This is a genomic window from Arthrobacter sp. 05T45 (assembly GCF_056395875.1).
The window spans coordinates 382,349-405,920 of the sequence record NZ_JBFTKI010000001.1 but is presented as its reverse complement, the minus strand read 5'-3'; the positions used below and the strand labels follow the sequence as shown (position 1 = coordinate 405,920).

At 69.1% G+C, this 23,572-nt stretch carries 17 protein-coding genes; 4 read left to right on the top strand and 13 right to left on the bottom strand.

The annotated features are described in order from the left end of the window. Positions 1 to 19: 19 nt before the first annotated feature. From tsaB to AC1DGD_RS01945, 4 genes are all read right to left on the bottom strand, one after another. Complete coding sequence (gene tsaB / locus AC1DGD_RS01960; protein ID WP_476855724.1) at positions 20 to 691, bottom strand: tRNA (adenosine(37)-N6)-threonylcarbamoyltransferase complex dimerization subunit type 1 TsaB; 672 nt, start codon at positions 689 to 691, stop codon at positions 20 to 22. Further along, the gene (gene tsaE / locus AC1DGD_RS01955; protein WP_476855723.1) at positions 691 to 1,323 is read right to left on the bottom strand and encodes a tRNA (adenosine(37)-N6)-threonylcarbamoyltransferase complex ATPase subunit type 1 TsaE; all 633 of its coding nucleotides are present in this window, start codon (positions 1,321 to 1,323) and stop codon (positions 691 to 693) included. The genes tsaB and tsaE overlap by 1 nt, the downstream gene beginning before the upstream one ends. Next, positions 1,320 to 2,540, bottom strand: coding sequence for an alanine racemase (gene alr / locus AC1DGD_RS01950; protein WP_028275756.1), 1,221 nt, complete (start codon positions 2,538 to 2,540; stop codon positions 1,320 to 1,322). Before alr ends, tsaE begins: the two co-directional genes overlap by 4 nt. 312 nt (positions 2,541 to 2,852) lie before the next feature. Continuing rightward, positions 2,853 to 3,944 (bottom strand): carbohydrate kinase family protein, encoded by a 1,092-nt coding sequence (locus tag AC1DGD_RS01945; protein WP_476850291.1) that lies wholly within the window; start codon positions 3,942 to 3,944, stop codon positions 2,853 to 2,855. A 93-nt stretch (positions 3,945 to 4,037) separates the two neighbouring features. Here AC1DGD_RS01945 and AC1DGD_RS01940 point away from each other — a divergent pair, with 93 nt between their 5' ends. Beyond that, positions 4,038 to 5,498 carry a family 4 glycosyl hydrolase gene (locus AC1DGD_RS01940; RefSeq protein ID WP_476855722.1) on the top strand — a complete coding sequence of 487 codons (1,461 nt, stop codon included), beginning with the start codon at positions 4,038 to 4,040 and terminating at the stop codon, positions 5,496 to 5,498. Positions 5,499 to 5,567: 69 nt separating this feature from the next. Here the strand turns inward: AC1DGD_RS01940 and AC1DGD_RS01935 are convergent, their stop codons facing one another. After that, positions 5,568 to 6,095, bottom strand: a complete 528-nt coding sequence (locus tag AC1DGD_RS01935) for an N-acetyltransferase family protein (RefSeq protein ID WP_476855721.1) — start codon at positions 6,093 to 6,095, stop codon at positions 5,568 to 5,570. A 127-nt stretch (positions 6,096 to 6,222) separates the two neighbouring features. On the opposite strand from AC1DGD_RS01935, the gene mshA reads away from it, so the two are divergent. The 3 genes from mshA (at position 6,223) to AC1DGD_RS01920 (ending at position 10,429) form a co-directional block, all read left to right on the top strand. Beyond that, complete coding sequence (gene mshA, locus AC1DGD_RS01930) at positions 6,223 to 7,488, top strand: D-inositol-3-phosphate glycosyltransferase (protein ID WP_476855720.1); 1,266 nt, start codon at positions 6,223 to 6,225, stop codon at positions 7,486 to 7,488. A gap of 89 nt (positions 7,489 to 7,577) precedes the next feature. Continuing rightward, the gene (locus tag AC1DGD_RS01925; RefSeq protein WP_476855719.1) at positions 7,578 to 9,290 is read left to right on the top strand and encodes a formate--tetrahydrofolate ligase; all 1,713 of its coding nucleotides are present in this window, start codon (positions 7,578 to 7,580) and stop codon (positions 9,288 to 9,290) included. 179 nt (positions 9,291 to 9,469) lie between these two features. After that, positions 9,470 to 10,429: a hypothetical protein gene (locus tag AC1DGD_RS01920; protein WP_476850286.1), complete on the top strand. Its 960-nt coding sequence runs from the start codon at positions 9,470 to 9,472 to the stop codon at positions 10,427 to 10,429. 184 nt (positions 10,430 to 10,613) lie between these two features. Here AC1DGD_RS01920 and AC1DGD_RS01915 read toward each other — a convergent pair whose 3' ends face one another. From AC1DGD_RS01915 to glmS, 8 genes are all read right to left on the bottom strand, one after another. After that, on the bottom strand, positions 10,614 to 11,699 hold the full coding sequence (locus AC1DGD_RS01915; protein ID WP_018773719.1) for an inositol-3-phosphate synthase: 1,086 nt from the start codon (positions 11,697 to 11,699) through the stop codon (positions 10,614 to 10,616). Between the two features lie 175 nt (positions 11,700 to 11,874). Beyond that, positions 11,875 to 12,915, bottom strand: coding sequence for an L-glyceraldehyde 3-phosphate reductase (gene mgrA, locus AC1DGD_RS01910; RefSeq protein WP_476850284.1), 1,041 nt, complete (start codon positions 12,913 to 12,915; stop codon positions 11,875 to 11,877). Positions 12,916 to 12,930: 15 nt separating this feature from the next. Continuing rightward, positions 12,931 to 14,736: a malto-oligosyltrehalose trehalohydrolase gene (treZ, locus tag AC1DGD_RS01905; protein WP_476855718.1), complete on the bottom strand. Its 1,806-nt coding sequence runs from the start codon at positions 14,734 to 14,736 to the stop codon at positions 12,931 to 12,933. Positions 14,737 to 14,787: 51 nt separating this feature from the next. Then, entirely contained in the window at positions 14,788 to 17,124 is a 2,337-nt protein-coding gene (gene treY / locus AC1DGD_RS01900; RefSeq protein WP_476855717.1) for a malto-oligosyltrehalose synthase, read from the bottom strand. Continuing rightward, entirely contained in the window at positions 17,121 to 19,508 is a 2,388-nt protein-coding gene (gene glgX, locus AC1DGD_RS01895) for a glycogen debranching protein GlgX (RefSeq protein WP_476855716.1), read from the bottom strand. The genes treY and glgX overlap by 4 nt, the downstream gene beginning before the upstream one ends. Before the next feature lie 91 nt (positions 19,509 to 19,599). After that, positions 19,600 to 21,138 carry an NAD(P)H-hydrate epimerase gene (locus AC1DGD_RS01890; protein WP_476855715.1) on the bottom strand — a complete coding sequence of 513 codons (1,539 nt, stop codon included), beginning with the start codon at positions 21,136 to 21,138 and terminating at the stop codon, positions 19,600 to 19,602. 68 nt (positions 21,139 to 21,206) lie between these two features. After that, entirely contained in the window at positions 21,207 to 21,554 is a 348-nt protein-coding gene (locus AC1DGD_RS01885; protein WP_018773713.1) for a holo-ACP synthase, read from the bottom strand. Positions 21,555 to 21,558: 4 nt separating this feature from the next. Then, positions 21,559 to 23,451, bottom strand: a complete 1,893-nt coding sequence (gene glmS, locus AC1DGD_RS01880) for a glutamine--fructose-6-phosphate transaminase (isomerizing) (RefSeq protein WP_476855714.1) — start codon at positions 23,449 to 23,451, stop codon at positions 21,559 to 21,561. Positions 23,452 to 23,572 lie beyond the last annotated feature (121 nt).

Here is a 23,572-nt window from a genome sequence, read left to right as displayed (position 1 = left end):
CGGACGGCTCGCTCCGCGCTCACAGGGCACGCTTCCGGGGTCCGGGTACCTGGGCGTCGGATTCGCGCAGGTACAGGGGGGTGGAGTCCAGGAGCTGTTCCCCCGCGGAGAGCCGGGCGAGTGCGAACTGGCCGAGCGAGAGGGCCTCCGGCTGGCGGGTGCTGAATTCCGCGACCGCCTTGACGACGTCGGAGTAGATTCCTGCCCCTGCACCGTACACGGGCAGATCCGGCAGGTCCGCGGCGAATCCCACGTGCGGGCCGTCCTCCAGATGCGGCAGCTGGGCATCGGAGAGGGTGTACCGGGCCCAGTACACTTCCTTGCGGCGCGCATCGGTGGCGACAATGAACTCCGCGGCCGAGTCGGTGGATTCGGCTACTTCCAGGGCGATCGCGTCCAGGCTCATGACGCCGTACAGCGGCTTGCCCCAGACAAAGGCGAGGGTGCGGGCCGTGACGATCCCGGAGCGCAGTCCTGTGAACGGGCCGGGGCCGACGCCGGTGACGATAGCGTCGACGTCGTGCCCGCTGACGCCGGCCTCAGCCAGGAGCCCGTCGATCCCCGGGGCCAGGACCTCCGCGTGGGTGCGCGTGTCCTCGGTGGCGAAGCTGGCGAGCACGGATTCCGGTGCATCATCGGAGACCAGGGCGGCGCTGGCGACAGCTGAGGTGTCGATGGCGAGGATCAGCATCAGGGATTCCGTTCCGGGGTCTGGGGCGTGGTCCCGGGSAGGGGCCGGGGCTCGGCACCGGGCAGCGTCGGCGCTTCAGCCCAGCGCGGACCGAAGCCGCGGATCACGACGGTCCGCGGTTCGTCGTCGTCGTCCGTGTCGAAATCCAGAACGGGACTGGCGCCGGTTTCGGCGGGGGCTTCGGGGGTTTCGGCGGAAGCGGCGGCGCCTCCGCGGGTGCGGTGGAGTTCGACCTCCAGCCGGCTGTCGCTGAGGTGCTCAACCCGGCCGCGGCCCCACTCGACCACGGTCACGGCGCTGTCCATGGTGTTTTCAAGATCGATGTCGTCGATTTCAGCGGCCGACTCCAGCCGGTAGGCGTCCACATGCACCAGGTCCGGTCCGCCCGGCCGGGGTCCTCCGGGCAGGTTGGGGTGGATGCGCACCAGGACAAAGGTCGGCGAGATGATGCCGGCCCGCACTCCCAGGCCCTCCCCCAGCCCCTGCGTGAACGTGGTCTTGCCGGCACCCAGTTCGCCGGTCAGGACCAGCAGATCGCCGGTTTCCAGCACGGCGCCGAGGGCCGCGGCGAGCGCATGCGTCTGCGCCGCCGTGTGGACCTCAAGGCTCCGTTCCCACGCGGGCGCGCTCACGGCCGCTCTTCGCCGGTGGAGGGCTCTTCGTTCAGGTAGCGGCGCGGCACGCGGGGGCTGATCCTGGTGACGATCTCGTAGTTGTTGGTACCGGCGGCCTTGGCCCAGTCATCTGCCGTGGGTCCGCCGTCGGCGCCGTCGCCAAACAGCACTGCCTCGGCGCCGAGGATGCTCGGGCCTCCGGCCGCCACGTGGCGGGGTCCGAGGTCGATCACCATCTGGTCCATCGCAATGCGACCCACTACCGGATAGTTCACGCCCTCGACCCGGACGGGGCCGCCGGTGGCGATGCGCGGCACGCCGTCGGCGTAGCCCAGCGGGATGAGCCCGAGGGTGCTGACGCCGTCCGTGCGGTAGTTCAGCCCGTAGGAAACGCCCTGCCCGGCGGGCACGTCCTTGCAGTGCGAGACCACCGTGCGGACCGTCATGGCCGGGCGCAGCCCGAGCTCGGCCGGACTTTGCCCTTCGAAGGGTGACAGCCCGTACAGGCCCAGCCCCACGCGGACGAGGTCAAAGTGGGTGTCCGGCCGGGAGAGGGTGGCCGGGGTGTTGGCGAGGTGGCGGACCTCGGGGTCCACGCCGGCGTCCTGGGCGACGGCGAGGACCTGGCGGAACGCGGCGAGCTGCTCGTCGGTTTCGGGCCGTTCGGGTTCGTCGGCGACGGCCAGGTGGGAGAAGATCCCCACGACCCGGAGCAGGCCCTGGTCCTGGTGTTCCATGGCTTCGCCGACCAGGCTGTCCCAGGCGTCGAGGGTGGCGCCGTTGCGGCCGAGCCCGGTGTCGACCTTCAGGTGGACGCGGGCGGGCCGTTCCTGCTCGCGGGCTGCGGCCACGATCCGGTCCAGTTCCCAGCCCGAGCAGCCGATGTCGATTCCTGCGGCCACTGCGGCGGCGAAGTTGCTGTCCGGGGTGTGCAGCCAGGCCAGCAGGGGCGCCTCGATCCCGGCGGCGCGCAGGGCGAGGGCCTCGGAGATGTGGGCGACGCCAAGCCAGCTGGCCCCCGCGCCGAGGGCCGCGCGGGCCACCTGGACGGCGCCGTGCCCGTAGGCGTCGGCCTTGACCACGGCCATGACCTGCGCGGGTGAGGCCACCGCTGCGATGCGGCGGACGTTGTGCCGGATGGCGTCGAGATCGATTACGGCTGAGCGCTCCTCAGCGTGGGCCGGCACTGCCGCCGAACCGGGCAGGAGATCGCCTGTTGCTGCTTGGTAAGTCACCTAACGATTCTAGGCGCGGCGCTGCGGGCCGAATAATCGGCCGGGCCCGGCCACCGCTGGACATGCCCATTCCTCCCCGCGGGACATGCCCATTCTTCACACCAAAGGCCGCGCAGAACGGGTCCATGCCCCCGCCCCGGCCCCAGCGGAGGACATGCCCACTGGTGCCACGAATCCGGCCGCATCCCACCCCGGGACATGCCCAATCTTCACACCCAAGGCCGCGCACAACGGGTCCATGCCCACGCCCCGGCCGAAGCGGAGGACATGTCCACTGGTGCCAGCCACGAAAACCCAGCCGCGCCCGCCCGTCTACGCGTCGGACTGGTGGGCGATGGTCGCCGTCGCGCGCCGCTGCGCCTCGGGCGGGACGTCGTGCACGATCTCTTCCAGGAAGCGGTAGCGGCGAAGCCATTGGCTGCTTTGCCGTTCCTTCCGTGCGTTGGCCCGCTGCCACCAGTCGGCAATGTCGCCCCAGCCGGGCGCGGCCAGCGAGCCGCCCACCTCCTGGACGGCCAAGGCGGCGCACAGATTGGCGAAGCGGAGACGGTCTCCCAGCGGCCAGCCGGCCAGGGAGCCGACAATGAAGGCCGCACCGAAGCAGTCACCGGCGCCGGTGGGATCGTAGGCCCGGACCGGCAGGGACGGGACCCACTCCTCCTCCCCCGTTTCCGAATCCACGGCCATGGATCCCTGGGCGCCGAGGGTGACCACCGCCACCGGAACCCGGTCCGCAAGCGAGTACAGGGCGGACCAGGGGTCGTCGCAGCCCGTGAAGTTCATGGCCTCGTGCTGGTTCGGCATGAAAGCGTGGAAATACTTCAGGTGGTCCAGCCGGGTCGAGGACCACGCGCCGGTGGGGTCCCAGCCGACATCGCCGAACAGCTGGACGCCGTTCTTGTGCGCGTCGACAGCCCACGGTTCGAGTTCCTCCCCCAGCTCCGCAACGGCTGCGAGCGCCGGCGGCGGGCATCCAACCAGCTCGGTGGAAGTCACCGGCGCCGGGTGCCCGTGCGTCACCATGGACCGGTCCTTCTCCACGCTCAGGGACACCGTGACGGGCGAATGCCAGCCCGGAACACGCCGGGACAGGGACAGGTCCACGTGTTCCTGGGCGGCCAGAATCTTCCAGTTGTAGTCACCGTAGCCGTCATCGCCGAACACGGCGGCAAGACCGGTCCGCAGTCCCAGCCGGGAGGCGGCGATGGCCTGATTGGCGACGCCCCCGGGGCAGCTGCCCATCCCGTCGCTCCAGATTTCCGTGCCGGGCTGCGGCGCGTGGGGCAGCCCGGTGAAGATGATGTCCTGGAACACGGTCCCGGTCAGGAGCAAGTCGAATCCGTCCGCGGCCGGGCTGCGGACGGCAGAGAGCGGATCAAATCGCCGCGCCGGGGTCGCGTCCATATACGGCACATTACGCCGTACCGCCGTCGAGGGATACCAGGGGAAAGCGGGGCCCAAACCGGCGGCGAACAAGGCGGGGAATAGACTGTCCGCATGCGGCTCACGATCGCCGGCGGGGGCGGCTTCCGCGTCCCCCTGGTCTACCGGGCGCTCTCTGCCGGGCCTTTCGCGGGGCTGGTGCGGGAGCTGGTGCTCTACGACGTCGACCCCGCCAGGCTGGCGGCCATCGAGGCGGTCCTGGCCTCCCTGGCCCGGCAGGGCCCGCCGGGTTCCAGCCCGCCGGGTTCCGGCCCGCAGATCCGTGCCGTGTCCTCGCTCCCCGAGGCCTTGGACGGCGCCGACATGGTCTTCGCCGCCATCCGGCCCGGCGGCACCGCCGGCCGGACCGCCGACGAGCGGATCGCCCTGGACCTCGGACTCCTGGGCCAGGAAACCACCGGCGCCGGCGGGATCTCCTACGCGCTGCGCTCCATTCCGCCGATGCTTCGGCTCGCGGAGGAAATGCGGAGCCGGTGCCCCGGGGCGTGGCTGCTCAACTTCACCAACCCCGCCGGCATGGTCACGGAGGCCCTGGTCCCCGTGCTCGGCCCCAGGGTGATCGGGATTTGCGACTCCGCCAGCGGCCTGGTGCACCGCGCGGCGCGGGCCGCCGGCGTCGCGCTGCCCGAGGGCACGCTCGACGGCGTGGGCTACTACGGCCTGAACCACCTCGGCTGGCTGTACCGGCTGGAGGCCGGGGGCCGGGACGCCCTCCCGGCACTGCTCGCGAACCCTGCGGCGCTGTCGGAATTCGAGGAAGGCCGGCTGTTCCCGCCCGGGTTGCTGGCCAGCCTTGGCTGCCTGCCGAATGAATATCTTTTCTACTACTACGACACCGTTCGTGCGGTGGCCGGCATGCGCGCCGCAGGTCAGACCCGGGGGGAATCGATCGCCCGGCAGCAGGCCGAACTCTATCCCCGTCTGGCTGCCGCCGGAGCCGAGGCTTTTGCGCTGTGGGAGGATGCCCGCAGGTCCCGCGAGGAGGGCTACCTCGCGGAGGCCCGCACCTCGGGCGAACGCCGCGACGAGACCGATCTCGCAGGCGGCGGCTACGAGCGGGTGGCGCTGGCGGCCATGCGCGCCCTCTCCGGCGGCGGCCCGGCGGACCTGATCCTCAACACGCGCAACGCCGTCACCTCCGCCGGGGCCGCGGGCCCGGAAGCGGCGCCCGCCGGCCCGGAAGCGGGCGGCGCCGGGTCCGGAGCGCAGGTGGTGCCGGCTGTCCCGGGGCTGCCGGCCGACGCCGTCGTCGAAGTTCCGTGCCGGGTGACGCCCGACGGCGCCAGGCCGGTCCCGCAGGACCGCCCGGGACCGGCGCAACTGGAGCTGCTGCGGCGCGTCAAGGACGTCGAACGGCTCGTGGTGGAGGCGGCGACGACCGGCCGGCGGGAGGCGGCCCTCGCCGCGTTCGCCAGGCATCCGCTCGTGGACTCGGATGACCTCGCCGGAAAACTGCTGGCCGGCTATGAAGCAGCCTTCCCGGAGCTGGGCCGTCTCTGGCGCGGCGGGCCGTAGCTGCCCGTGGGCCTTAACGGCCCGCCAACATCAGCGTCCCGGCGGTCCCGCGGCACCGGGCCGGCTACCCTACAGCTTTCGGTACATCACGTGCAGGCCCACGTAGCCCAGTTCAGGGTGGTTGAACGCCTCGGGAATGGTCGCGAGCACCTCGAAGCCCATGGATTTCCACGCTGCCACGGCCCGGACATTGCTTTCCACCACGGCGTTGAACTGCATGGCCCGGAAACCGGCGTCGCGCGCGGCGTCGAGCGAATAGGCGCAGAGGGCCCGGGCCAGTCCGCGGCCGGCCTGGCCCGGGTGGACCATGTAACCTGCGTTGGCCACATGGCTGCCGCCGCCGCCCTGGTTGGGGTGCAGCTCGCCGGTGCCAAGAATCGCGCCGGTGTCGGAGGCAACCGCGACGAATGTCCGGCCCGGCGCCTGTTTGAACCAGCGTGCGCGGGCCTCGTCCTCGGCGGTGTCCCGGTCCCAGGTGAAGGTCTCCCCGGCCCGGACGACGGGTTCCAGGATCGCCCAGATGCCCGGCCAGTCCTCCGGGCGGGCCTCCCGGATGGTCCAGCCGGCTGCAGGTTCTTGTCCTGTCGTTGTGTTCACAGCGGCCACGTTAGCAGCACGCCCCGGTCTGCGAACCGAACGGGCCCGTGAACCGGCCGGCACTTCAGGAGTAATGTTTTATCGACATGCATTGGGCAGAAAGAAATGGGCAGAGGAAAGGGGAACCGTGTCGCTGATCCGCCGCGTCGCTTTCCTTTCCCTGCACACCTCGCCCATGGAACAGCCCGGCTCCGGTGACGCCGGCGGCATGAACGTGTACGTCCGGGCGCTGGCCGCCGCCCTCGCCGAAACCGGCGTGGAAGTGGAGATCTTCACCCGGTCCACCTCGGCCACGCAGCCCGCCGTCGAACACCCGTCCCCGGGCGTGTGCGTGCACAACGTCCTCGCCGGCCCGCCCCGTAAGCTGCCCAAGGAGGAGCTCCCGGGGTTGCTGCACAGCATGGTCGCCGAGATCAACCGGATCCGGCTGCTCCAGCCGCACGGCCGGTATGACGTCATCCATTCCCATTACTGGGTCTCCGGGGTGGCCGGGCTGGAGCTCGCGGAGCTGTGGCGGCTGCCCCTCGTCCACACCATGCACACGATGGCGAAGGTCAAGAACCAGCTCCTCGAGTCCGGCGAACAGCCGGAGCCGCGGCGGCGTGAGGACGGCGAGCACCGGATTGTCGACGGCGCCACCCGGCTGATCGCCAATACCGGCACCGAAGCGGCCGAGCTGGTCTCGCACTACAACGCCGACATCGACCACATCGACGTCGCGCCGCCCGGCGTGGACCTGGCCGTCTTCACGCCGGCCTTCAGGAACCGGGCCAGGGCCCAGCACGGCATCGCCCCGGGCAAGTTCCATCTGCTGTTCGCGGGCCGGATCCAGCGGCTCAAGGGCCCGCAGATCCTGATCAAGGCGGCGGCGCTCCTGCGCTCCCGGCGCCCGGACATCGACCTGCAGCTGACCATCCTGGGGGCCGTCAGCGGCGCCAAGGACTTCAACCTCAAGACGCTGATCAGCGCCGCCGGAATGGACGACGTCGCCACCCACCACCCGCCGGTGAACGCCCCGGAGCTGGCCGGCTGGTACCGGTCCGCCGACGTGGTGGTGATGCCCTCCTACAGCGAGTCCTTCGGCCTGGTGGCGCTGGAGGCGCAGGCCTGCGGGACGCCGGTCCTCGCCACGAAAGTCGGCGGCCTCTCCCGCGCCGTCCAGGACGGACGGACCGGGATGCTGATCGAGGGCCACAAGGCCAGCGACTGGGCGGACGCCCTCGAGTCGCTCTTCGACGACACCCAAACCCGCACCGACATGGGGCGCGCCGCCGCGATCCATGCCCAGGAGTTCGGCTGGCAACGCACCGCCGCGATTACGCTGGAGAGCTACCACACCGCCGTAAGCCAGTATTTTGGAAGCCTGACCATCCCGGTGGGCCACACACCCTGAACCGGTTCCACCCCCTCCGCCCGCTCCAACCCCGCCCGGCAACACCGGACCGGGACAAACCCGCCGACGCCACGAGCCGAAGGACAACGATGTCTGAGACCACCACTGCCGGGAACAACGTCCCCAGCGACCTGGAAATTGCCCAGCGGGCAGTCATGAAGCCGATCGGGGAGATTGCGGCGGCCGCCGGCATCGCCCCGGACGCGCTGGAATTCTACGGACCCTACAAGGCCAAGATCGACCCGGCGAAGCTGACCGTTCCGGCGGGCGCCCCCGTGCGCGCGCCCGGCAAGGTGGTGCTGGTCTCCGCGATGTCGCCCACCCCCGCCGGCGAAGGCAAGTCCACCACGACGGTGGGGCTCGCGGATTCCCTGGCCCGGGCCGGGCACAGCGTGATGATCGCGCTGCGCGAGCCCTCGCTCGGCCCCATCCTGGGCATGAAGGGCGGCGCGACCGGCGGCGGCTACTCCCAGGTGCTGCCGATGGACCAGATCAACCTGCACTTCACGGGCGATTTCCACGCCATCACTTCGGCGAACAACGCCCTCATGGCCCTCGTGGACAACCACATCTTCCAGGGCAACGAACTCAACATCGATCCGCGCCGGATGACGTTCAAGCGCGTCCTGGACATGAACGACCGGTCCCTCCGGGAGGTCGTGATCGGCCTCGGCGGGCCCGCCCAGGGCACGCCGCGGCAGGACGGCTTCGACATCACCGTGGCCTCGGAGATCATGGCCGTGTTCTGCCTCGCCACGGACCTGAACGATCTGCGCGACCGGCTCGGCCGGATCACGTTCGGCTACACCTACGACCGCCGGCCCGTCACCGTGGCCGACCTCGGCGTCCAGGGCGCCCTGACCATGCTGCTCAAGGACGCGATCAAACCCAACCTCGTGCAGACCATCGCCGGCACCCCGGCGCTGGTGCACGGCGGGCCCTTCGCCAACATCGCCCACGGCTGCAACTCCCTCATCGCCACGCAGACGGCCCGCCGCCTTGCGGACATCGTCATCACCGAGGCGGGGTTCGGCGCGGACCTCGGCGCCGAAAAGTACATGGACATCAAGGCGCGGATGGCCGACGTCGCCCCGTCCGCCGTCGTCCTCGTGGCCACCGTCCGGGCGCTCAAGATGCACGGCGGCGTGCCGAAAGACCTGCTCAAGGAGCCCAACGTGGAGGCGCTGGCCGCCGGCGTCGCCAATCTGCGGCGCCACATCCGCAACGTCGAGAAGTTCGGCATCACCCCGGTCGTGGCGGTCAACAAATTCGCCACGGACACCGCCGAGGAGCTGGACTGGCTGCTTCAGTGGTGCGCCGCGGAGGGTGTCCAGGCCGCGGTGGCCGATGTCTGGGGCCGCGGCGGTGGCGGCGACGGCGGCGACGAGCTCGCGGCGAAGGTGGCGGCCGCGATCGACGCCCCGCACGGCTTCCGGCACCTGTACCCGCTGGAGATGTCCGTGGAGGACAAGATCCGGACCATCGTGCAGGAGATTTACGGCGCCGACGGCGTGGATTTCTCCGTGCCCGCGCTCAAACGGCTGGCCGAGATCGAGAAGAACGGCTGGTCCGGGATGCCGGTGTGCATGGCGAAGACCCAGTACTCCTTCACCGACGACGCCACCCGCCTCGGCGCGCCCAAGGGCTTCACCATCCACGTCCGGGATCTCATCCCCAAGACCGGTGCGGGCTTCATCGTTGCCCTCACCGGCGCCGTGATGACCATGCCGGGCCTGCCCAAGGTGCCGGCAGCGATGCGGATGGACGTCGACGACGCCGGCAACCCGGTCGGCCTCTTCTAACCCACCTGACGCTCCCTCACCTCCTGCATCCCCCCAACCAACGATCCCTCAGGTCCGGCAACTCCCCAACCGACGCTCCCTCAGGTCCGGCGCGGCGCTTGCGCCTGCCGCCGCGGGCCGATCCGGGACATCTGTGGATAACTCCTGCGCGGCTCTCCAAATAGGTTCAAAATGCCAGCATGGAAAAGCCTACGAAGCTTCCCGGTCCACTCAGCGCAGCACCCTTTACCATCGCGGATGCAAGGTCCTTGGGAGTGCCGAGAACCAGGCTCAGGCACTCCGACGTAATTCACATCAGCCGGGGTCTCTACCGGCCCACGGATTGGGACTTCGAGCTGGAGGCGGCGGCTCGTGCGTTGGCCGCAGCGTCGCCCGGCGCCTGGATCTCCCACGTCACCGCTGCCAGGCTCCGATGCCAGATATTGCCTCCTTGGCTCTCGGACTCGGAGGAGCTACACCTGAGCAAGCCGCGGGCGCTCCCGGAGGTCCGGCGCAAAGGCATTCTCGGACACACGGTTCTTGCGTTGGAGGGCGAGGTCGAGACAGTGGACGGGATCCGGATCAGCACGCGCTCCCGGACGTGGCTCGACCTCGCCCTGCGGTTGAGCCTGCCGGAGTTGGTCTGCCTGGGTGATGAGCTGGTGCGGATTCCCCGACTGGGGTTGGAAGGGCGCAGTGATCCCTTTGCGACCATCGATGAGCTGCGTTGGATGGTGGGCCGTCACCCGAACCTGCAGGGAATCGTCCGCGCCCGTGCCGCACTGGACTTGATGCGCGTGGGCTCGGATTCAGCGCCGGAGACGTTGCTGCGGCTGGCGATGTGCGACGCCGGGCTCCCGGAACCGGAACTGCAGCTCCCGCTGCGACCGGACAGTCCTGCCGCGCCGACGGCGGACCTTGGGTATCGCCGTCGGCGGCTGGCGGTTCAGTACGACGGCGGGCACCACCTGCTCCCCGCACAGATCTTCAGCGACCGCCGCCGTGACAAGGCCTTCGAGGCAGCCGGATGGACAGTGCTCGTCCTGACAAAAGATGACCTCGCGGATGGCTTCTCCGGCGCCGTCACCAAGATGAAGCGAATCCTCCGCACCTCATACCTCAGCCCGCCGGCCGCAGCTGGCTTTTCCAGCGCAATCTGAGGCAGCGAGCCGCCGATGTCTGCAAGACGTGAGGGAGGATCGGGTCGGTATCGGCCAAAGGTGAGGGAGCATCCCGGACCCAATCCGAAAACGACGACGCTCCCCCACCATTGGTGAGGGAGCGTCGGGTTGGAACACGCCAAACGTGAGGGAGCGTCCAGAGGCAGGGCGGCAGCGGGGGCGGTTAGCGCTCCAGGTCGCCGCGGATGAAGGCCTCGACCTTTTCACGGGCGAGGTCGTCGTTGAACTGCTCCGGCGGGGACTTCATGAAGTAGCTCGACGCCGAGACCAGCGGGCCGCCGATGCCGCGGTCCAGGCCGATCTTGGCGGCACGGATGGCGTCGATGATCACGCCGGCGGAGTTGGGCGAGTCCCAGACTTCGAGCTTGTATTCCAGCGACACCGGGGCGTCGCCGAAGTTGCGGCCCTCAAGACGGACGAAGGCCCACTTGCGGTCATCGAGCCACTGGACGTAGTCGGACGGGCCGATGTGGACGTCCTTGGCGGCGAGCTCGGCCTCGACGTTGGAGGTAACGGCCTGGGTCTTGGAGATCTTCTTGGACTCCAGGCGGTCGCGCTCGAGCATGTTCTTGAAGTCCATGTTGCCGCCGACGTTCAGCTGGTACGTGCGGTCCAGGGTGACGCCGCGGTCCTCGAACAGCTTGGCCATGACGCGGTGCGTGATGGTGGCACCGATCTGGCTCTTGATGTCATCGCCCACGATCGGCACGCCCGCGGCGGTGAACTTGTCCGCCCACTCCTTGGTGCCGGCCAGGAAGACCGGCAGGGCGTTGACGAACGCCACGCCGGCATCGATCGCGCACTGGGCGTAGAACTCGGCGGCCTGCTGGGAGCCGACCGGCAGGTAGCAGACCATGACGTCAACCTGGGCGTCCTTGAGGGCCTGGACGACGTCGACCGGCTCCTCCGGGGACTGCTCGATGGTCTCGAGGTAGTACTTGCCCAGGCCGTCCAGGGTGTGGCCGCGCTGGACCGTGACGCCGGTCGGCGGGACATCGGCGATCTTGATGGTGTTGTTTTCGCTGGCCAGGATGGCGTCGGACAGGTCCTGCCCCACCTTCTTGCCGTCGACGTCGAACGCGGCAACGAACTGGACGTCGCCGACGTGGTACTGGCCGAACTCCACGTGCATCAGGCCCGGGATCGTGGCCTTGGGGTCGGCATCTTTGTAGTACTGGACGCCCTGGACCAGCGAAGCGGCGCAGTTACCTACGCCGACGATTGCAACACGAATCGGATGTGAAGACACGGAACTCCTTTTGAGAAACAAGGGTGACCGGCGCGGCCGCACTCTGAGGTACTGCATCAGTTGTGCGGGCGGCAGGCGGACACGACGCCGTAAGGCGCCCTTAGTAGTCTAGTCAACGCCGCCGGGGCCGCGGTTGTTCCCCGGCGGCCCCGGCACTTGTGTTAACTGCGGATGCCTACGACTTCTGCGCCCACAGGTTAATATCTGATTCGACGGCGAATTCATCGATCGCGTCGATCTCATCGGCCGTGAAATCCAGGTTGTTGATCGCAGACAAGGTGTCCTCAAGCTGCCGGACGCTGGACGCGCCCACCAGTGCGGACGTGACCGACGAGCCCTTGCCCTGATCGCGCAGGATCCAGGCGATGGCCAGCTGCGCGAGCGTCTGCCCGCGGCCCTCGGCGATCCGGTTGAGCCCGCGCACGCGGTCCAGCTTCTCCTCGGTGATCATGGATTCGCCCAGGGACTTGTGCTGGGCGGCCCGGGAGTCGGCCGGAATGCCCTTCAGGTAGCGGTCGGTGAGCATGCCCTGGGCCAGCGGCGAGAACGCGATGGATCCGGCGCCCACCTGCTCCAGCGCCTCGAAGAGGTTGGGGCTGCCGTTCTCGGTCCAGCGGTTGAGCATGGAGTAGCTGGGCTGGTGGATCAGCAGCGGGGTGCCGAGTTCCTTGAGGATCCCCGCGGCCTCGATGGTCTGTTCCGGGGTGTAGGACGAAATGCCTGCGTAGAGCGCCTTGCCGGAGCGCACGGCCTGGTCCAGGGCGCCCATGGTTTCTTCCATCGGCGTTTCGGGGTCCGGGCGGTGGCTGTAGAAGATGTCCACATAGTCCAGGCCCATCCGGCCCAGCGACTGGTCCAGGCTGGCCAGCAGGTACTTGCGGGAGCCAAAGTTGCCGTACGGGCCCGGCCACATGTCGTAGCCGGCCTTGCTGGAGATGATCAGCTCGTCGCGGTACGGCTTGAAGTCGTCCTTGAAGTGGCGGCCGAAGTTGGTCTCGGCGCTGCCATAGGGCGGGCCGTAGTTGTTGGCGAGGTCAAAGTGGGTGACGCCCAGGTCGAAGGCCCGGCGCAGGATGGCGCGCTGGATCTCGAACGGCTTGTCGTCGCCGAAGTTGTGCCACAGGCCCAGTGAGATGGCCGGGAGTTTCAGGCCGCTGCGCCCCACGCGGCGGTAGGGCATGGAGTCGTAGCGGGTATCAGCTGCCAAATATGTCATACGTCATATCCTGCCTTAGTGGGTGAGTACCGCGGCGCTGTGGCCGGGTAGATGCAGTGGTGTGGCCGGCGCCGCGCCGCCAGGAGCGGGTTCAGCATCGGAAGCCGGGTCCAGCCGGACGCCGTCGTCGGTTGCCAGGGCCAGGGCCGCCCCGCGGACCGGGACCCGCCGCGCCTCGGCGGAAAAGTTCATCGCCACCTCGGTGCGGCCGCGGCGCAGCAGCAGCCAGCCCTCGTTCTCGCTGACGTCGACGGCGGTGTCCTCGAAACCGGGTTCCGTCAGGTCCGGCGTGGTGCGGCGCAGCGCGATGAGCGCCCGGTACAGCTCCAGGAGGCGGGCGTGGTCCCCTCCCGAGGCCTCGGCCCAGTCCAGCTTGGACCGGGTGAAGGTCTCCGGATCCTGCGGGTCGGGGACGACGGCGGGGTCCCAGCCCATGCGCTCGAACTCCCTGATCCGGCCCTCGGCCGTCGCCTTGCCCAGCTCCGGTTCCGGGTGGGAGGTGAAGAACTGCCACGGCGTGGTGGCCCCGTATTCCTCGCCCATGAACAGCATGGGCGTGAACGGCGAAGTCAGGGTGGCGACGGCGGCGAGCGCGAGCGGCCCGTAGCCAAGGGTCTGGGACAGCCTGTCCCCGGTGGCACGGTTGCCGATCTGGTCGTGGTTCTGGCTGCACACCACCAGCGCGGCCGGGTGGACCTGGGCCGGGTCGATGGGCCGGCCGTGGTGGCGGGCGCGGAAGCTGGAGTAGCTGCCGTCGTGGAAGAACCCGCGCTCCAGGACCTTGGCCAGAGCCCCGATCGAGTCGAAGTCGGCGTAGTAGCCGGTGGTTTCGCCGCTGACGTTGACGTGGACGGCGTGGTGGAAGTCATCGCTCCACTGCCCGGCCAGCCCGTACCCGTTGGTGTCCCGCGGGTAGAGCAGGCGCGGGTTGTTCAGGTCCGATTCCGCGATCATCGTGGCCGGACGTCCGGTCTCGGCGGCTATTTCGTCGGCGAGGGCGCCGAAGTCCTCCAGCAGGTGCACGGCGCGCTCGTCCTTGAAGGCGTGCACGGCGTCCAGGCGCAGGCCGTCCACGTGGTAATCGCGCAGCCACATCGCGGCGTTGTCCAGGATGTAGCGGCGCACCTCGTCCGACTCCGGGCCGTCAAGGTTAACCGAGTCGCCCCAGGTGTTGCCCTCCCCCGATTTCAGGTAGGGCCCGAACCGGGGAAGATAGTTGCCGCTGGGGCCGAGGTGGTTGTATACGACGTCCTGGATGACGCCCAGGCCGGCGGCGTGGGCGGCGTCCACGAAGCGCTGGTACGCGGCGGGTCCGCCGTAGCCTTCGTGCACGGCGTACCAGAGGACACCGTCGTAGCCCCAGTTGTGGGTGCCGTTGAACCCGTTGACCGGCAGCAGCTCGACGAAGTCGATGCCCAGCTCCGCCAGGTACGACAGCTTCCCTGCCGCGGCGTCCAGTGTTCCCTCCGGCGTGAACGTGCCCACATGGAGTTCGTAGATGACGGCGCCCTTGAGCTCCCGCCCCGCCCACTGGCCGTCAGCCCACTGGTATTCTCCGGCGTCGAACGTGCGGGAGAGCGCGTGCACGCCCGCGGGCTGGCGGCGGGACCGCGGGTCCGGCAGCGGGGTGGGATCCCCGTCCACCAGGTAGCCGTAATCCACGTCCCCGGCGGCGGGCGCCCCGGCGGCGGTCCACCAGCCGGGTGCCTCCGCGCCGCGGCGGGTCATGTCGTACTTCCGGCCGTCAGCGAGGAGCGTGACGTCCTGCGCTTCCGGTGCCCAGAGATCGAAGCGGTCGCTTCCGTGTGCAGGCAAGGTCATGGCATTCTTCCGTTCCCCATGTCGGTACTATTCCCCATATCGAAGGTCTGCTTAGGCGGTGGGCACCAGGAGGGCCACGGGGTAGTCCCGCAGGATCTCCCCCACCGCCACGGCGCCCGGACCGTGTGTGGCACCGGTCAGTTCATCGGCCATGGCCGCGGCGAGCTCGACGGTCGTGTCCTGCCAGCCGCCGCGCTGCTCCAGGCCGCGGGGCAGCCGGGTGGCGAGCGTCAGCGCGCCCGGGGCTGCGGGAGTCCCGCGGTCAAAGGCGAGCAGGTGCGCAGCGGCGGAGCCCGTGGCGGTGACCGGGGCGTACCCGGTGAACAGCTCCGGCCGGTCCCGTCGCAGCCGCAGGGCCCGCGAGGTGACGAGGAGTTTCGCTGCCTCGTCCAGGAACGACGCCGGACGCTCACCGGCGTCGAGCGCGGCGAGGGCGCGCCGGCGGGCACCGAAGTCGAACGGCCGCCGGTTGTCCGGATCGGTCAGCGAGCGGTCCCAGAATTCGGTGCCCTGGTAGACGTCCGGCACCCCGGGCATGGTGAGCTGCACGAGCTTGGCGCCCAGGGAATTGGCGGCGCCGTAGGGCTCCAGCAGGGCCACGAGGGAGTCCAGTTCGGCGGTCACCTCCGGGGTGTCGAAGGCGGCGTCGACGGCGGCTGCAAGTTTCGCCTCGAAGGCCTCGTCCGGATCGATCCAGTTGGTCGAGTTCCCGGCCTCCCGGGCGGCTTTTTGCGCGTAGGACTGCAGCCGGTCCCGGTCTGCGGGCCAGACGCCTGCGACGGCCTGCCACAGCAGGTTGGCCAGCGGGCCGTCCGGCAGCGGCGCCAGCTTCTGCAGCCGCTGCAGGGATGCCTGCCATTCCGGTGCGAGCTCGGCCAGCACCGAGATCCGGGCCCGGGTGTCCTCGCTGCGCTTGGTGTCGTGGGTGCTGAGGGTGGTCATGGACAACGGCTGCTCGGCCTGGCGCCGGGCCATCCGGGTGTGGAATTCCTCCGGTGCCACGGCGAACTCGGTGGGGTCGGCGCCGACTTCGGTCAGGGTGCCCAGCCGGGTGTAGCGGAAGAACGCGGTGTCTTCCACGCCCTTGGCCATGACCATCCCGGAGGTCTGCTGGAAGCGCATGCCCAGTTCTGCGGAGGGGGCTGCCTGCGCGTCGAGCAGCAGCGGCAGCAGCACGCCGACGGCGCCTTCCAGTTCGGGGCGGCGGCGGACCGCGAGTTCGCATGCCTCCTTCAGGACGTCAGCACCCTCTGGAAGATAGCTGCGGTAGACCGGGAACGCGGCGATGATCTCGGACAGTGCGTCCGCCGCGGCTTCCTGGCCCAGTCCTGCCGCGGCAGGGACCAGCCGTGCCAGCCGGAGCATCTCCGAGTGCAGGATTCCGTCCGTGATCCGGCGTTTGGTGCCGCGGATCATGTCCTCGTAGTCGGCAGCGCCGCCGCGCAGTTCGGCGTCGAGCGCGTCAAGCGGCGCCTGGCCCGCGGCGTCGACGAACACCCGGTCCACGTCAGCGAGGGCGTCGTAGCCGGTGGTGCCCTCGCACTCGAAGCCGGCCGGCAGGGCCTCGCCCGGTTCCAGGATCTTCTCGATCAGCAGGTAGCTGCCGCCCGTGGCCTCCCGCAGCCGGTGCAGGTATCCCTCCGGATCGGCGAGGCCGTCCGGGTGGTCGATCCGCAGCCCGTCGACGAGCCCCTCCCGGAACCAGCGCACAACCTCCGCGTGGGCTTCATCGAAGACCTCGGGGATCTCCACCCGGATCCCGGCCAGGCTGTTGACGGCAAAGAACCGGCGGTAGTTCAGGTCCCTGTCGGCCCGGCGCCAGCCGATCAGTTCGTAGTGCTGACGGTCGTGGACCTCGCGGGGATCGTCGGCAGTGGAGTCACCTGCGGTGTACGTGCCCTCTGCAAGCGGAAAGCGGTGGTCGTAGTAGCGCAGTTCCCCGTCTTTGATTTCCAGCGCGTCGACGTCGGAGTCGTCCCCCAGCACCGGGATCCGCACCCGGCCGCCGCCGATGCCCCAGTCGACGTCGAACGCCTGCGCGTAGCGGGACTGCTGTCCCTCCTTCAGGAGCGACCACCACCACGGGTTCTGGGCCGGGGTCGCGACGCCGACGTGGTTCGGCACGATGTCGACCAGCACACCCATGCCGGCCTCCCGCGCGGCGGCCGACGCCGCCAGCAGGCCGTCCGCGCCGCCCCGGTCCGGATCAATGGCGGAGGGATCGGTGACGTCGTAGCCGTGGTCCGAGCCGCGCTCCGCCGTGAGGATCGGCGAGAGGTAGATCCAGTCCACGCCCAGCGACTTCAGGTACGGCACGGTCTGCGCGGCGTCCTGCAGCGTAAACCCGGGCCGGATCTGCAGCCGGTACGTCGAGACGGGGGTTCTCATTTAGCCCGGCCCTTCGGGGTCTTCGGCTTGTCGGCCCCCGCCTTTTTCGAGCCGGAGGCTTTAGCCGAGCCCTTGGTGGCGCCGGTTGCCGGGGCCTCCGGAGCCGGGTCCGCCGGAGCCGGCGCCTCCGGAGCCGGGTCCGCCGGAGCCGGCGCCTCCGGTGCCGGGTCCGCCGGAGTTTCCGGTGCCTGGACCGCGGAACCTGCATCCGCCGAATCCTCGTGCTCGGCCATCGCGGCGAGGGAGGCTGCCGCGGAGTAGTCCACCTCCACCTCGGGGCCGGAGTGGGCCCGGAGCACCACCATCGACTTTGCCGCCAGCTTCAGCACAGACCCGGCTTTCAGCGGGGCCTCAGTGTCCGCCTGGTCCGCGGTGTCCACCAGCACGTCCCAGAACCGTGAGTATTCCTCGGCCGGCAGGGCGAAGTCCACGTCGCCGTCGTGGGCGTTGAAGCCGAGCAGGAAACTGTCGTCGGTGATCCGGCGTCCGCGGGAGTCCTGTTCCTGGATGCCGTGGCCGTTGTAGAACACGCCGATGGTCCGGCCGAAGCCGCTGCCCCAGTCCTCCGGGAGCATTCCGGTGCCGTCGGTCTTCAGCCAGACGATGTCCGGCAGTTTCTCGCCCTCACCGCGGACCACCGGGCGGCCGTCGAAGAAGCGGCTGCGGCGGAACGTCGGGTGGTCGTGCCGGATCTTGTTGACGACGGCGGTGAACTCCACCAGCGGCTGGTCCATAGCGTCCCAGTGGATCCAGCTCAGCTCGGAGTCCTGGCAGTAGGTGTTGTTGTTGCCCTGCTGGGTGCGGCCGAGCTCGTCGCCGTGCAGGAGCATCGGGACGCCCTGCGAGAGCAGCAAGGTGGCGATGAAGTTGCGCTGCTGGCGGGCACGGAGGGTCAGGACCTGGTCGTTGTCCGTGTCCCCTTCCTCGCCGCAGTTCCAGGAGCGGTTGTGGGATTCGCCGTCGTTGTTGCCTTCGCCGTTGGCGTCGTTGTGCTTCTCGTTGTAGGACACGAGGTCGCGCATGGTAAAGCCGTCGTGCGCCGTGACGAAGTTGATCGAGGCCACCGGGCGCCGGGCGGAGCTTTCGTAGAGGTCCGCGGAACCGGTCAGGCGGGAGGCGAATTCGCCCAGGGTCGAGGGCTCGCCGCGCCAGAAGTCGCGGACCGTGTCGCGGTATTTGCCGTTCCACTCGGTCCACTGGGGCGGGAAGTTGCCCACCTGGTAGCCGCCCGGGCCGATGTCCCACGGCTCGGCGATCAGCTTCACCTGCGACACGATCGGGTCCTGCTGGATGAGTTCGAAGAAGGTGGACAGCTTGTCCACGTCGTAGAACTCGCGGGCCAGGGTGGAGGCGAGGTCGAAGCGGAAGCCGTCGACGTGCATTTCCGTCACCCAGTAGCGCAGGGAGTCCATCAGCAGCTGAAGGGAGTGCGGGTGCCGGACGTTGAGGGAGTTACCGGTGCCGGTGTAGTCCATGTAGTGCTTCAGGTCATCGTCCACCAGCCGGTAGTAGGCCTGGTTGTCGATGCCCTTGAAGGACAGCGTGGGGCCGAGGTGGTTGCCTTCAGCGGTGTGGTTGTACACCACGTCCAGGATCACTTCGATGCCGGCCTTGTGCAGCTCGCGGACCATGGCCTTGAATTCCTGCACCTGGTGCCCGACGTCGCCGGAGGAGCTGTAGGTGTTTTGCGGGGCGAAGAAGCCGATGGTGTTGTAGCCCCAATAGTTGTTGAGGCCCTTCTCCTCGAGCGTGCCGTCGTTGACGAACTGGTGGACGGGCATGAGCTCGATCGCGGTGACGCCGAGCTTCTTCAGGTGCTCAATCACGGCCGGGTGGGACACGCCGGCATAGGTGCCGCGCTGCTCTTCGGGAATTTCCGGGTGGAGCTCGGTCAGGCCCTTGACGTGCGCCTCGTAGATGACCGACTGGTGGTAGGGGATCCGCAGCTGGCGGTCGCCGTCCCACTCGAAGAACGGGTTGATGACGACGCCGTGCATGGTGTGCGGGGCCGAGTCGCTGTCATTGCGCGAGTCGGGGTCGCCGAATTCGTAGGTGAAGAGCGCCGGGTCCCAGTCGATCTGTCCTTGGACGGCCTTGGCGTAGGGGTCCATCAGCAGCTTGTTCGGGTTGAAGCGGTTGCCGTGTTCGGGTTCGTACGGGCCGTGGACCCGGTAGCCGTACTTCTGTCCGGGCTGGACCTGCGGCAGGTAGCAGTGCCACACGTAGCCGTCCACTTCGGTCAAGTCGATCCGGGTTTCGGTGAGGTCGTCAGCGAGGAGGCACAGTTCCACCCGCTCGGCACGCTCGCTGAACAGGGCAAAGTTGGTGCCAGTGCCGTCAAAAGTGGCTCCCAGCGGGTAAGCCGATCCGGGCCAGACTTCCATGTGTACTCCTCGTGCGGAACGAATATTCTCTAGACAGACTACTTGTAAGTAGGGTTAGTATTTGCCCGGGCGCTCGGAGCGCCCCCGTTTGTTACAGCTCCCGCATCACCTCCGGAATGGCACGGGCGATGGCCGTTGCGGTCACTGGCCCCCCGCGGGAAGCCCGGACTCCGGCAAGACCGTGGATGCTGGCTGCCATCGCCGCGATCGCCGCCCATCTGGCGTCGGGGTCGATGTCATATGCACCGAAGCGCCCGACGTCGGCGCCCGACTGGGCCAGCAGCGCGCCGATGACTCCGGCCAGGACGTCGCCGCTGCCTGCCGTGGCGAGCCAGGGCGTGCCTTCGGACTGGCTGAAGAAGTCCTGGAAGGGGGAGGCCACAAGGGTCGTGGCGCCCTTGAGCAGCACAGTGGCTTCGGTCAGGCCAGCAGCCCGCCGCACCGCGCTGAGCGTGGAAGCTTCTACCGCGGAGCGGTCCACTGCCACCCCGAGGCGCTGAAGCAATGCCGACAGTTCGCCGGCGTGGGGTGTCAGGATCACTTGCGGGGCCAGCACATCAGGCAGGGCCGGCAACGCGCCGGCGTCGGCAATCGTCGGCAGGCCCGAGTCTGCGGCGTCGCGGGCGCGCTGCAGCTGCTCCTCATCGGAGTCATCGAGTCCGGAGCCAACGAGCCAGGCCTGAACGTGCGTGTCGGCCACGGCGCCGGCGCTGCACACCACCTCGGGACAGGAACGGCGGACCAGGTCGGCGACGTCCGGCGGCCCCAGGTACCGCACCATTCCAACGCCGGCTGCCAGGGCGCCCTGGCAGGCCAGCACCGCGGCGCCGGGATAAGCGCCGGAGCCCGCGACCACCCCCAGCACCCCCCGGGAGTACTTGTGCGCCCGCCGCTGCGGGCGTGGCAGGAGGGCGGACAGGTCTGCGGCCTCAAGCCGTCGCAGGGACGGCCATGGCAGCGCCTGCTCGATTCCGATCGGGACCACCCGGATGGCGCCCGCGAAGTCCGCGCCCGGGTCCGCCAGCAGGCCGGCCTTGGCGGCCCCAAAGGTCACCGTCATGTCGGCCGCCAGCACCGGTGCGTGCGCCTCCCCCGTGTCCGCGTCCACCCCGCTGGGGATATCGCAGGCCACCACCAAGGGGGAACGGGAGCCTGGCCGGGAACGCTCCAGGGCCGCGACCAGTTCGGCGGCCGGTCCACGCAGCCCGCCCTGGGCTCCGGTCCCGAGGACTGCGTCGAGCACGACGTCGGCGCCGCCGGCCAGCGCGGCGAGTTCGGCCACGTTGTCCCCGGTGAGGGCCACGGCATGGCCGCCGGCCTTCCGAAACGCCGCCAGCCCGGCGTCGTGGGCCGCGCCCGCGGTGAGCACCGCCGTCGTGCGCATGCCGCGGCGGGCCAGCAGCGCGGCGGCGAAGAGCCCGTCTCCGCCGTTGTTGCCCTTGCCCGCCAGCACGGCCACGCTGGAGCCGTACAGCCGCTGCCCGCGGCTCCGCAGTTCGCGGATCACGGCGTTGGCGAGGCCGTACGCGGCCCGCTGCATAAGAACAGCGCCCGCACCGGAGCCCAGTGTGTCGTCGAGAAATGGCTTTTCGGCCTCTCGCACTTGGGTTCCGGTGTAGGCGCTGATCATGGTTTCAGTCCATTCGCGGTCGCTGGGGAATGCTCGGCGCTGGGGCCGGTTCTGCCTGGACGGCCGTCTCAGCCTTCGGCGACAACCGTCGCGGTGGCGATCCCGCCGTCGTGGCTCATGGACAAGTGCCAGCGCTTGACGCCCTTGGACTCCGCCACGGCCAGCACGGTGCCTTTGACCTGGACGGTGGGGCCGTTCTGGTCCAGCCCGATCCAGCAGTCCTGCCAGTTCATGCCGGCCGGCGCCCCCAGCACCTTGGCCACGGCCTCTTTCGCGGCGAACCGCGCGGCGAGGGACCGCGTGTTCAGTTCCCGCTCGGCGGGGACGAACAGCCTGTCGCGCAGCCCGGGGGTGCGCTCGAGCTGGCGCCCGAACCGCTCAATGTCTACGACGTCTACGCCTATGCCTACGATCATGGCGTTATTCTACGGTCACGCTCTTGGCCAGGTTGCGTGGCTGGTCCACGTCGTAACCCTTGGCCGAGGCGAGTGCGAGGGCGAAGATCTGCAGCGGAACCGTTGCGAGCAGCGGCGCCAGGAGCGTGGGGGTCTCCGGGATGTAGAAGACGTGTTCGGCGTACGCCTTGACGGCCTCGTCGCCTTCTTCGGCGATCACGATCGTCTTGGCGCCCCGGGCACGGACTTCCTGGATGTTGGAGACCACTTTGGAGTGCAGCGAGTCGCGGCCGCGCGGGGAGGGGACCACCACGAAGACTGGCTGGCCTTCCTCGATCAGCGCGATCGGGCCGTGCTTGAGTTCTCCTGCGGCGAAGCCCTCGGCGTGGATGTACGCGAGTTCCTTGAGCTTGAGCGCACCCTCCATCGCCACCGGGAAACCGACGTGGCGGCCCAGGAACAGCACGGACTTGGCGTCAGCCATGGACTGGCCGAGTTCCTTGATCTGGGCCTCGTTGTCGAGGATGCGCTGGATCTTGGCCGGGATCTTGCCCAGGTCGGCCAGGATGTCCTTGATCTCGCCCTGGAACTTGTTGCCGCGCAGCTGTGCCAAATAAAGGCCCAGCAGGTAGGCGGCCGTGATCTGGGCCAGGAACGCCTTGGTCGAGGCCACGGCGATTTCGGGTCCGGCGTGCGTGTAGAGCACGGCGTCCGATTCGCGCGGGATGGTGGAGCCGTTGGTGTTGCAGATGGAGACGGTCTTGGCGCCCTGTTCCTTGGCGTAGCGGACCGCCATGAGAGTGTCCATGGTCTCGCCGGACTGGGAGATGGAGACAATCAGCGTGTTCTCGTCCACGATCGGATCCCGGTAGCGGAATTCGTGCGAGAGCTCGACCTCGGTGGGGATCCGGCACCAGTGCTCAATGGCGTATTTCGCCACCTGTCCGGCATAGGCGGAGGTGCCGCACGCGAGGACGATGATCTTGTTGACGTTCTTGAGCAGCTGCGGATCGACGCGGAGCTCATCAAGCGTCAGCTTGCCGTGGATGTCGGAACGGCCCAGCAAAGTCTGGAGCACGGCATCCGGCTGGTCGTGGATTTCCTTTTCCATGAAGGACGGGAAGCCGCCCTTTTCCGCCGAGGCCGGGTCCCAGTTGACGTGGTATTCCTTGCCCTCGGCCGGGGCGCCGTAGAAGTCCGTGATTTCCACGGAGTCGGCGGTGATCGTGACGATCTGGTCCTGGCCGAGTTCCACGGCGCGCCGCGTGTAGTCGATGAAGCCGGAGACGTCGGACCCGAGGAAGTTCTCGCCTTCGCCGAGGCCGACGACGAGCGGGGAGTTCCGGCGGGCAGCGACCACAACGTCGGGCTGGTCGGCGTGGACGGCGAGGAGCGTGAAAGCGCCTTCGAGCCGCTGGCAGGCAAGCTGCATGGCCCGGGTGAGGCCGCCGTTGCCGGCGTCACCGCCGAGCTGGTTCCGGTAGATGTCCCCGAGCAGGGCGGCCGCCACTTCCGTGTCGGTCTCGGATTCGAAGGTGACGCCCTTGCGCTGGAGCTCGAGCTTGAGCTCGGCAAAGTTCTCGATGATGCCGTTGTGGATCAGGGCCAGCTTGCCGCCGTCGGACAGGTGCGGGTGCGCGTTCTGGTCCGTCGGGCCGCCGTGCGTCGCCCAGCGCGTGTGGCCGATTCCCGTGAGGGATTCCGGCAGCGGGCGGGCGTCCAGCTCCGCAATGAGGTTGCTCAGTTTGCCGGACTTCTTCCGGGAAGAAATCGTGCCGTCGGCCACTACAGCGATACCCGCGGAGTCGTAGCCGCGGTACTCCAGGCGCCGCAATCCTTCAAGGACAACGTCCAAGGCATTGTGTCCAGCATTTACCCGGCCATCTGAGTGGCCCACATATCCAACGATTCCACACATGGTCATAAGCCTAGCGGGTTTCCGGGAGGGAGGACGTGGGACGGCGGGGCGTGAAGGCCCCTGCGCGGGGCTCAGGACGGCCTGCCCCGGCTTCCACCGGCCAGTCCATTTCGCTCTCGGC